Source organism: Streptomyces murinus (assembly GCF_002154555.1).
Classification (GTDB): Bacteria; Actinomycetota; Actinomycetes; order Streptomycetales; family Streptomycetaceae; genus Streptomyces; species Streptomyces murinus.
This window is the reverse complement of record NZ_MUNF01000280.1, coordinates 1-9,554: the sequence shown is the minus strand read 5'-3', so window position 1 is coordinate 9,554 and position 9,554 is coordinate 1. Positions and strand designations below refer to the sequence as shown.

General features: G+C 73.4%; 8 protein-coding genes and 1 pseudogene. 2 read left to right on the top strand and 7 right to left on the bottom strand.

The features are described from left to right. Window positions 1-19: 19 nt before the first annotated feature. The 4 genes from CCN72_RS18095 to CCN72_RS18080 form a co-directional block, all read right to left on the bottom strand. Entirely contained in the window at window positions 20-1,411 is a 1,392-nt protein-coding gene (locus tag CCN72_RS18095) for an NAD(P)/FAD-dependent oxidoreductase (protein ID WP_086808419.1), read from the bottom strand. Next, the gene (locus tag CCN72_RS18090) at window positions 1,401-1,637 is read right to left on the bottom strand and encodes a ferredoxin (RefSeq protein WP_086808418.1); all 237 of its coding nucleotides are present in this window, start codon (window positions 1,635-1,637) and stop codon (window positions 1,401-1,403) included. Before CCN72_RS18090 ends, CCN72_RS18095 begins: the two co-directional genes overlap by 11 nt. A 234-nt stretch (window positions 1,638-1,871) precedes the next feature. Further along, window positions 1,872-3,560 (bottom strand): DUF885 domain-containing protein, encoded by a 1,689-nt coding sequence (locus tag CCN72_RS18085; protein ID WP_086808417.1) that lies wholly within the window; start codon window positions 3,558-3,560, stop codon window positions 1,872-1,874. A 53-nt stretch (window positions 3,561-3,613) separates the two neighbouring features. Next, a complete protein-coding gene (locus CCN72_RS18080) occupies window positions 3,614-4,099 on the bottom strand; it encodes an Lrp/AsnC family transcriptional regulator (RefSeq protein WP_085562719.1) in 486 nt (161 codons plus the stop codon). A 60-nt stretch (window positions 4,100-4,159) separates the two neighbouring features. Between CCN72_RS18080 and CCN72_RS18075 the strand changes: the two genes are divergently transcribed. Continuing rightward, the gene (locus tag CCN72_RS18075; RefSeq protein WP_086808421.1) at window positions 4,160-5,359 is read left to right on the top strand and encodes a trans-sulfuration enzyme family protein; all 1,200 of its coding nucleotides are present in this window, start codon (window positions 4,160-4,162) and stop codon (window positions 5,357-5,359) included. Between the two features lie 265 nt (window positions 5,360-5,624). Here CCN72_RS18075 and CCN72_RS18070 read toward each other — a convergent pair whose 3' ends face one another. Both CCN72_RS18070 and CCN72_RS18065 read right to left on the bottom strand, forming a co-directional pair. Continuing rightward, window positions 5,625-7,019, bottom strand: coding sequence for a GNAT family N-acetyltransferase (locus CCN72_RS18070; RefSeq protein WP_237552924.1), 1,395 nt, complete (start codon window positions 7,017-7,019; stop codon window positions 5,625-5,627). Between the two features lie 265 nt (window positions 7,020-7,284). Then, entirely contained in the window at window positions 7,285-8,868 is a 1,584-nt protein-coding gene (locus CCN72_RS18065; RefSeq protein ID WP_086808416.1) for an alkaline phosphatase D family protein, read from the bottom strand. 256 nt (window positions 8,869-9,124) lie between these two features. On the opposite strand from CCN72_RS18065, the gene CCN72_RS18060 reads away from it, so the two are divergent. Then, window positions 9,125-9,433 carry a hypothetical protein gene (locus tag CCN72_RS18060; protein WP_086808415.1) on the top strand — a complete coding sequence of 103 codons (309 nt, stop codon included), beginning with the start codon at window positions 9,125-9,127 and terminating at the stop codon, window positions 9,431-9,433. 15 nt (window positions 9,434-9,448) lie between these two features. Here CCN72_RS18060 and CCN72_RS38105 read toward each other — a convergent pair. Next, a pseudogene (locus CCN72_RS38105) lies at window positions 9,449-9,554 on the bottom strand (IS481 family transposase); the annotation flags it as partial.

The following is a 9,554-nucleotide window of genomic DNA, read 5'->3' as shown; positions in this document are numbered from 1 at the left end:
CCGGCGGTCGGGGCGCCGGTCAGTGGCGGGCGGGGTGGAAGACGAGCTGGGTGTCGGCCGGTGAGTAGCCGCTGAGGGTCACCATCGGGCCATGGGTCGGCAGGGACGGATCGGGGAAGTCGGCCGGCACCGGGCGCCGGTTCTCGGGGCGCCGGTCCAGCGTCGGGTACTCCACCGGGAACGGCGCGCCCCGCTCGATCGCCCGCTGATAGAACTCCAGCCACCGCGTGTTGTCGAAGCTGACCGCGGCCACCACCCGGCCCTTGTGGCCGTAGACCCCGACGAACCGGCGCTCCGCCGTGGAGCCCTGGGTGATCATCAGCTCCTCGCCCATCGGGGGCACCCCGACCGACTTGATGTTCACCCCGAACTGCGAGGACCAGAACGCCGGCATCCACAGATGCGGGCGCCGGTCGGTACCGTCGCAGATCATGTTGTGCGCGGCCGTCTCCGCCTGCGCCACCGCGTTGCCCCAGTGCTCCAGGGACAGGAACTGGTACTCGAACAGCGCGTGCGGGGAGCGCGCCACATCGCCCGCCACGAACACGTCGTCGGTGACGATGCCCCGGAAGTCGAAGGCCCGGCAGCCCGCGTCACAGGCGATGCCCCGGGGCCCCGCGCCGAGCCCCGACCCCTTCAGCCACTCGGTGTTGCGCTGCGAGCCCAGCGAGACCACCACCACATCCGCCTCGACCACGCTCTCGTCGGACAGATGGACCGCCCGCACCCGCCCGGCCGCGTCGCCCTCCAGCGCGGTCACCGTCACCCGGGTGCGCAGATCCACCCCGTGCTCGCGCATCAGCTCCGCGGCGACCGCCCCGACCACCCCGCCGAGCGCGCCCACCAGCGGCGCGCCCGCCCGTTCCGCGACCGTCACCTCGATGCCCTGCTCCCGGCAGGCGGAGGCGACCTCGCAGCCCGCGAACCCGGCGCCGATCACGAACACCCGGCGCGGCCCCGCGCGCAGCCGCTGGTGCAGCCCGGCCGCGTCGTCCCGGGTGCGCAGCAGGAAGACGCCGTCCAGCCGGGCCTCCGGCTCCTTCGGCCAGGGCCGGGCGCGCACCCCGGTGGCGATGAGCAGCCGGTCGTACTCCACCTCGTCCCCGTCGGACAGCCGCACCCGCCCGGCCGTCAGATCCAGGCCGGTGGCCGCCGTGCCGAGCCGCCACTTGGCGTCGATCTCCCGGCGCCGGGGCAGCTCGGTGCGGTGCGGGTCCGCCCGGCCGAGCAGCACGGCCTTGGACAGCGGCGGGCGGTCGTACGGTTCGTACGGCTCGTCGCCGATCAGGGTCAGCTCCCCGGCGAAGCCCTCCGCGCGCAGCGTCTCGGCCGCCCGCAGCCCGGCCAGCGAGGCGCCCACGATCGCGATCCGGCCCGTACGGCGGAGCCGGTCCATGTCCTCAGCGGCCATCGGGGGCCTCCGGGCCCCGGGAAACTCCGTGGCCGTCCACGCCGTCGGCCGTGATGGCCTGCACCGGGCAGGCGGCCACGGCCCGCGCCAGCCGCTCGCGCTGCTCATGGTCGGGCTGCGGGTCGTAGACCAGCGACTCCTCGCCGTGCATGGCGAAGACGTCCGGCGCGAGGAACGCGCACTGCGCGTACCCCTGACACTTGTTGAGATCGACGACGAGCCTCATCGACGCCCTTCCGGTGGCCAGGGTCCGCAGCGCGCGGCACGCGGCTTGCGCGTACGGCGGCCCGGACGGCGGTCGTCCCCCGTTCGCCAGCATGGAAGCGAAGCCGGGGGACCCGCGCGCCGGGCACGCCGATCGAGTGAGCAGAGCGCTCGGAGTCCCGGGCGCTCGGAGTCCCGGGCACTCGGAGTCAGGAGTGCCCGGGGGCCCGGAGCGTTCAGAGGCCCGGAGCGGTGCTCAGAGGCTGGAGAGCTCGTCCACCAGGTCGTCCAGGCCCAGCGAGCCCTGGGAGAGGGCCGCCATGTGCCAGGACTTCAGGTCGAACGACGCACCGTGCCGCTGCTGGGCCCGCTCCCGGCCCAGCAGCCAGGCCCGCTCGCCGAGCTTGTAGCCGATCGCCTGGCCCGGGATGGTCAGGTAGCGGGTCAGCTCGCTCTCCACGAAGTCCGCGGGACGGCTGCTGTGCGCCCCGAAGAACTCCTGCGCCAGCTCCGGCGTCCAGCGCTCGCCCGGGTGGAACGGCGAGTCCGCCGGGATCTCCAGCTCCAGGTGCATGCCGATGTCCACGATCACCCGGGCCGCCCGCATCATCTGCGCGTCCAGGTAGCCGAGCCGCTCCTCCGCGTCGCCGAGGTAGCCCAGCTCGTCCATCAGCCGCTCCGCGTACAGCGCCCAGCCCTCGGCGTTGGCGCTGACGATGCCCACCGTCGCCTGGTACCGGGAGAGGTCCTCGGCCACATGCACCCACTGGGCGAGCTGGAGGTGGTGGCCGGGCACACCCTCGTGGTACCAGGTCGACACCAGGTCGTAGACCGGGAAGCGGTCCTGGCCCATGGTGGGCAGCCAGGTGCGCCCGGGCCGGGAGAAGTCCTCCGAGGGGCCCGTGTAGTACGGGGCCGCCGCGCCGCCGGGCGGGGCGAGGCGCGACTCCACCCGCCGCACCCGCTCGGCGAGTTCGAAGTGGGTGCCGTCCAGGTCGGCGATCGCCCGGTCCATCAGGCCCTGGAGCCAGCCCTGGACCTCGTCCACGCCGATGTGCCGGCCGTGCTCGTCCAGGTGCGCCAGCGCCACCCAGGGGGTCTCGGCGCCGGGCAGGACCTTCTCCGCCTCGCGCTTCATCTCGCCGAGGATGCGGTGGAACTCGGACCAGCCGTACGCGTACGCCTCGTCCAGGTCCAGGTCGGTGCCGTTGAAGTAGCGCGACCAGCGCGCGTACCGCTCCCGGCCCACGACGTTCGGGGCGCCCTCGACGGCCGGCGCGTACACCTCCCGCAGCCAGTCGCGCAGCCCGGTCAGGGCGGCGGTGGCGGTACGGGCCGCCTCGTCCAGCTCGGTGCGCAGCGCGTCCGGGCCCGCGGCGGCGAACTCCTCGTACCAGCCGAGGCCCTTGCCGTCCGTGTCGATCCACTCGCCGAGCTGCCCGATGAAGGTCTCGGTCGGCCGCGGCGCCGCCAACAGCTTGCGTTCCAGGCCGAGTTGGAGCGACTCACGGTAACCGGCGATCGCGCCGGGCACCGCGCGCAGCCGCTCCGCGATCGCCGCCCAGTCCTCCTCGGTCTCCGCCGGCATCACCGTGAAGATGTCGCGCACCGAGTGGCCGGGCGTGTGCATGTTGCCGACGGCGCGCAGATGCTCCTGGGCCTCGTGCACGGCGAGTTCGGCGGTCAGCCGCTCCCGCAGCAGCCGGCCGCAGCGCCGCTCCACGTCGCTGTCGGCGCCGGGCCCGCGCTCCGCCTCGTCCAGCTTGGCGAGGGTGGTCCGGGCCAGCTCCGCGAGCGCCTCCTGGCCCGCGGGCGAGTAGTCGGGCAGCGTGCGCGAACTCTCCGGCACACCGAGGTAGGTGCCGGTCACCGGGTCGAGGGCGATCAGCTCGTCGACGTACGCGTCGGCGACCTGGCGGGGCAGCGGGGTGTTGATCTCAGACATGCCGCCCATCCTCGTACGGGAGGGATCTCCGCGTCACCCGGGTCGGCGGGGATTCAGCTGTCGGCGTGGCCGGGCGGCAGCAGCGGCCCGCACTCCCACTGCTGGAAGATCAACCGGGTCTCCACCCGGGCGACTTCGCGGTGTGCCGTGAATTCGTCCAGGACCAGCCGCTGGAGATCGGCCATGTCGGCGACGGCCACATGCACCAGATAGTCATCCGGGCCGGTCAGATGGAAGACCGAGCGGGCCTCCGGCAGCGCGCGCACCCGCTCCACGAACGGCCCCACCAGCTCCCTGCGGTGCGGTCTGACCTGCACCGAGAGCAGCGCCTGCAAGCCCCGGCCGAGCTTGGCCGGATCCAGTTGCAGCCGGTGACCGAGGATCACACCGCAGCGGCGCAGCCGGGTCACCCGGTCGAGACAGGTGGAGGGCGCCACCCCGACCTGGGCGGCGAGATCGCGGTAGGTGATCCGGGCGTCGTTCTGTAGCAGCCGCAGCAGCTGAAGATCCACCGGATCCAGTACGACAGATTCGGACATCGGCCGAACATAGCACGGGGTTCAACCACCAGAACCCGTTCGATGTTCACCCTTCCCGTCATGGACACAGCGACCACGGGTGCCTACGACGACGTACGCCCCGCACCGAGAGCCCTCGCCACCGAGGCCGTGCACGCCGGCCGCGACGATCTCGCCCGCCAGGGGCTGCACGCCCCGCCGATCGACCTGTCCACGACCTATCCCTCCTACGACAGCCGGGGCGAGGCCGCGCGCATCGACGCCTTCGCCACCGACGGCGCCGACCCGGTCGGGCCCCCGGTCTACGGCCGCCTCGGCAACCCGACCGTGGCCCGTTTCGAGACCGCGCTCGCCCGCCTGGAGGGCACCGAGTCCGCCGTCGCGTTCGCCAGCGGCATGGCCGCCCTCAGCGCGGTCCTGCTCGCGCGGTCGGCGACGGGCCTGCGCCATGTCGTCGCGGTACGGCCGCTCTACGGCTGTAGCGACCACCTGTTGACCGCCGGGCTGCTCGGCACCGAGGTGACCTGGACCGACCCGGCCGGCGTCACCGACGCGCTGCGCCCCGACACCGGCCTGGTGATGGTCGAGTCCCCGGCCAACCCGACCCTCGCCGAACTGGATCTGCGGGCCATCGCGCACGCCTGCGGTTCGGTGCCGCTGCTGGTCGACAACACCTTCGCCACACCGGTGCTCCAGCGCCCGGCCGAGCAGGGCGCGCGCCTGGTGCTGCACAGCGCGACCAAGTATCTCGGCGGGCACGGGGACGTGCTGGCCGGGGTGGTGGCCTGCGACGAGGAACTGGCCGGCCGGCTGCGCCAGATCCGCTTCGCGACCGGCGGTGTCCTGCACCCGCTGGCCGGCTACCTCCTGCTGCGCGGTCTGTCCACCCTGCCGGTCCGGGTCCGGGCGGCCTCCGCGAGCGCCGCCGAACTGGCCCGTCGGCTCGCCTCGGACCCGCGGGTGTCCACGGTCCACTACCCGCGCATCGGCGGCGCGATGATCGCCTTCGAGGTGCGGGGCGATCCGCATGAGCTGATCTCCCGGGTGCGGCTGGTCACCCCCGCGGTGAGCCTCGGCAGTGTGGACACCCTGATCCAGCACCCCGCGTCCATCAGCCACCGCATCGTGGACGCCGACGACCGCCGGGGCGCGGGGGTCAGCGACAAGCTGCTGCGGCTCTCGGTCGGGCTGGAGGACGTGGACGACCTCTGGGCCGACCTGGACCAGGCGCTCGGGGAGCGGGCCCGGGTGTCGGTCGGGGCTGCGGAGGCGACGGGCTGACGGACCGGTGACCGGTCGCGCCTCTCCCGGCGCCTCGTGAAGAACCGGGAGAGGCGGCGACCCACCGGACCCCGGTGGACCGGAGTGGGCCCCGGCGGACTCGAATTGAGCTCCGGCGGACCTGAGTCGGGCTCCGGCGGACTCGAATTGGGCGCTGCCGGACCTGAGTCGGGCTCCGGCGGACCCGAGTTGGAACCCGGCGGCCCGAATCAGGCGTCGACGGACCCGAGTCGGGCCCCGGCGCGCGCCGCCGCTCTGGCCGGTGTCAGTCCCGGTGGGCCCTGTCGTACGTCGGGCGCGGCGAGGGCTCCGCGGTCAGGCGCGCCGTGATCACCAGCGTGCCCTCCTCCACCTGGTAGTCCAGCGGCAGCCCGAGGCCCCGCATCGCCGCGACCATCCCCGTGTTGGACGCCTGCGTCACCGCGTACACGCTGTCGCAGTGGGCCTCCCGGGCCATCCCCACCAGCCGTCGCAGCAGCTCCGCGCCGACGCCCCGCCGCTGCCAGTCGTCCTCGATCAGCAGCGCGATCTCCGTCTCGTCGCCGTCCCACAGCAGATGCCCGAGACCGACGATCCGCCCGGTGGACGTCTGCGCGGCGAGCGTCCGCCCGAAGCGGGGGCTGAGGAGATGCTGGAGGTAGCGGTCGGCGTCGCCGACGGGGCCGTGGTAGCGCAGCGTCAGCGTGCGGGCCGAGCAGCGCTCGTGCATCGCCTTCGCCGCCGCCAGCTCACCGGTGTCGATCCGGCGTACGGCGATGTCGTCGCCCTCGGGCAGCGTCAGCAGGTCCTGGCCGTCCGGGAGCCGCGGTCCCAGCCGGGCGTCCAGCTCGACCAGCGCCCGCGCCCGCGCGAACTCGGTGGGTGTGAACGGCAGATACGGCCGCTCCACGCTGAGCACGCCGCCCTCCGGCGCCCGCAGCCGCATGACCGTGTCCTCCAACACCCCTTCCGCCGGTACCGATTCCTGGTCGCGGCCCCGCCCGGGCAGTGAGCGGATGGTGCACCGGCCGAGCAACTGCCGCAAGGCCAGGGGAAGTTCCGCCGCGTCCAGCGCCGTACGGGTGGCCAGGCCCAGCACCCGGGTCGGGGCGTCGACCAGATCGTGGGCGTCGGCCCGCTCGATGTAGGTGGACGTGCCCCCGGCCGCCGCGATCGCCCGCGTCAGCTCCGCCGCGCTCAGCGTCCCGGGCGCCCGCAGCAGGAACTCGTCCACGGTGCCGTCGGCCAGCGGATGCGTCTGCAGGCTCAGGATGTCCACCCGGTGCTCGGCCAGCGCCGTGCACAGCGCGGCCAGCGAACCGGGCTCGTCCCGCACCGTCGTGCGCATCCGCCACAGCGTGCTGGTCCCGGTCACCCCGTGGGCGCCGTCGCCCGGCCCGGCCGGCCGCGCGAGGGCGGCCTGCCGGGCACCGGTATCAGCGGCCGGGAGCGGGGGCGGTGCATGGCCGTGGCGCCGTGCCCACCAGGTGTGGAAGCCCGCCGTCGCGGCCAGCGCGAGCGCCGAGATCATCAGCAGGGCCGGGCCGTCGGGGCCGTGCCCGATCAGGTTCGCCACCCCGTCGGCCACGGCGACGGCGGTGAAGAGTGCGGCCAGTTCCACGAGGTCCCGCCGCCAGTGGTGCACGGGCCGGCCGTGCCGGGCGCGGGTCACATCAGACATATCCGGAGTCATACAACCACTGTGAAGGAAGCGTGTTGCCTGATCACGAACTGTTTGTGACCGGCAGGTAAAGCATGCTCCGCCCCATTTGTGACAACATTTACGATCGCTCGTGCCCGGCTCCTGATCGAAGAAGCCCGGAGCCGGGCCCGACGCGGGGAAAGCCCGCCCACCGCCGCCGAGTTGAGGGCGTCGCGCGCCGGGGGATGACGCCGGCGCGCGACCTGGCTCGACAGCGTACGGGAACCAGCCGGGGAACCGTCGATCACTGGCCGACCCGCCCGGGCTGGAGCGTCCGGGTGAACAGCACGGTGCCGTCGTACTCCCGCAGCCGTACCGTCAGCTCGCCGCTCACGCCGTCGATGTCGACCTCGCCGAAGAACTGGTAGCCCTCGGCAGGCGAGACATTGGAGGCGGTCGGCGCCTTGACGAACACACGGTCCGGGCCGAACGTGCCGTCCAGTTCGCTGGCCGGGAACGCGCCGGCGTTGAGCGGGCCCGAGACGAACTCCCAGAACGGCTCGAAGTCCTTGAACGCGGCCCGCGCGGGGTCGTAGTGCTGCGCGGAGGTGTGGTGCACATCGGCGGTCAGCCACACCGTGCCGGTGATCCGGCGGTGCTTGACGAACCGCAGCAGCTCGGCGATCTGGAGCTCACGGCCGAGCGGCGCGCCGGGATCGCCCTGGGCCACCGCCTCGAAGTTCGGCCTGCCCTCCACCGGGTCCGGCACGACCAGGCCGAGCGGCATGTCGTTGGCGATCACCTTCCACACCGCGCGGGACGCGGCCAGCTCGCGCTTGAGCCACTCCAGCTGCGCACGGCCGAGGATGCCCACGGGGTCGGTGGACTGGTCGTCGGGGGAGTTGGCGTTGCGGTGACTGCGCATGTCGAGCACGAACACGTCCAGCAGCGGGCCGTGGCGCAGGGCGCGGTAGATGCGGCCGCCTGGGCGGGCGCCGAGCGTGGAGATCGGGAAGTACTCCGAGAAGGCGCGGCGGGAGCGGCGTGCGAGGTCGTCGAGCCGGGTGCCGGCCGGGTAGGGGGTGCCGGGGCCGATGACCTCGCCGGGGTACCAGTTGTTGCGGACCTCGTGGTCGTCCCACTGGATGATGCCGGGGACCTGGGCGTTGAACCGGCGCAGGGCCCCGTCCAGCAGGTTGTAGCGGAAGTTGCCCCGGTAGTCGTCCAGGGTGATCGCGACATGCGACTTCGCCTCGGTGGTGACGCTGCGGTACAGGCTCCCGTCGGGCAGGGCGGCGGTCGCGGAGACGGGGCCGTCGGCGTAGATGTTGTCACCGCTGCACAGGAAGAAGTCGGGGTCGGTCCTCGCCATGGCGTCGAAGATGCGGTAGCCGCCGATCGACTCGTTGATGCCCCAGCCCTGTCCGGCGAGGTCGCCCGACCACACGAAGCGCACCCCCCGGCGCCGCTGGTCCGGCGCGGTGCGGAAGGTGCCGGTCACCGGCTCGCCGGTGCGCCGCGGGTCGTCCGGGTCGGCCAGTGTCACCCGGTAGTGGATCTGCTCGCCCGCGGGCAGCCCGCGCAGCCGGGTGGTGCCGGTGAAGTCGGTGTCCGCGCCGAGCAGCGGGCCCCGCCAGCTGCGCGGAGCACGGAACGACTCCGTCGCCGCCGTCTCCACGATCATCCGGGCCGGCCGGTCCGCGCGCACCCACACCAGCCCGGAGTCCGCCGTCACGTCCCCGGCCTGCACCCCCCAGTCCGCCCGGGGCCGCCCGGACAGCGCGAACGCCGGGGCCGCGGCGATCCCGCCGGGCAGGGCCAGTGCCGCCGACGCGGCGAGTGAGCCGCGCAGAACACCGCGGCGACCGGGGAGCGAACGGTCCGACATGACAGGGCCTCCAGCGACGGGATCCGACCAGTGTGCGCAGCCACACCTACGGGGGCCGCGAGGCGCGCACGCGAACCGGCGGTGAACAACCGCCGGTATCGGTACGGGACTTGGCCGACACGGCAGGTCGCTCACGGGCCGGTGAACATGCGTGAGCCGATCGGGTGAACCGGGCCGGAACGGACGGCTCGCCGCGGCGCCTGCGCGATAGCTGTGGGGCGAGCCCGTGAGCGGAGCGGGAGCGTCTGAGGTGAGGATGATCGTGCGAGCGAAAGCAGTTCTGGTGGCCCTGGTCGCGGCCGGTGCGGTGCTGGGTCTGACGGCCCCCGCGCAGGCGGACGCGTCAGGGGACGTCGTGGTCTTCTCCACCGAGGTGCAGCCGCTGGACGTGTACCACGACCCGGCCGGCTGCCGGCGACTGCCCGCGCTCGCGCATGTCCTGTCGAACCTCTCGGACCAGCCGGTGCGGATCTACGGCAACCCGTTCTGCCTCGGCCCCTCGCTGGTGGTCCAGCCCGGCTACGGGACGCATGTGCCGGGCGGCGCGGGCTCGTTCTCGGCCTGATCCGAACGAGAGGCCCTAGGTGTATTGACCCGGAGGGTTGTTGACGCGGCTGATCGGGGGCTGGCCTCCGAGCGCGGTGTGGCAGCGGTGGTGGTTGTAGGTGTGCAGGAAGTCTGCCAGT

What these genes read in the sequence shown, in the direction of transcription:
- CCN72_RS18095 (WP_086808419.1), bottom strand. Translation starts at nt 1,411, where the DNA reads ATGGCCGCTGAGGACATGGACCGGCTCCGCCGTACGGGCCGGATCGCG.
- CCN72_RS18090 (WP_086808418.1), bottom strand. Translation starts at nt 1,637, where the DNA reads ATGAGGCTCGTCGTCGATCTCAACAAGTGTCAGGGGTACGCGCAGTGC.
- CCN72_RS18085 (WP_086808417.1), bottom strand. Translation starts at nt 3,560, where the DNA reads ATGTCTGAGATCAACACCCCGCTGCCCCGCCAGGTCGCCGACGCGTAC.
- CCN72_RS18080 (WP_085562719.1), bottom strand. Translation starts at nt 4,099, where the DNA reads ATGTCCGAATCTGTCGTACTGGATCCGGTGGATCTTCAGCTGCTGCGG.
- CCN72_RS18075 (WP_086808421.1), top strand. Translation starts at nt 4,160, where the DNA reads ATGGACACAGCGACCACGGGTGCCTACGACGACGTACGCCCCGCACCG.
- CCN72_RS18070 (WP_237552924.1), bottom strand. Translation starts at nt 7,019, where the DNA reads ATGTCTGATGTGACCCGCGCCCGGCACGGCCGGCCCGTGCACCACTGG.
- CCN72_RS18065 (WP_086808416.1), bottom strand. Translation starts at nt 8,868, where the DNA reads ATGTCGGACCGTTCGCTCCCCGGTCGCCGCGGTGTTCTGCGCGGCTCA.
- CCN72_RS18060 (WP_086808415.1), top strand. Translation starts at nt 9,125, where the DNA reads ATGATCGTGCGAGCGAAAGCAGTTCTGGTGGCCCTGGTCGCGGCCGGT.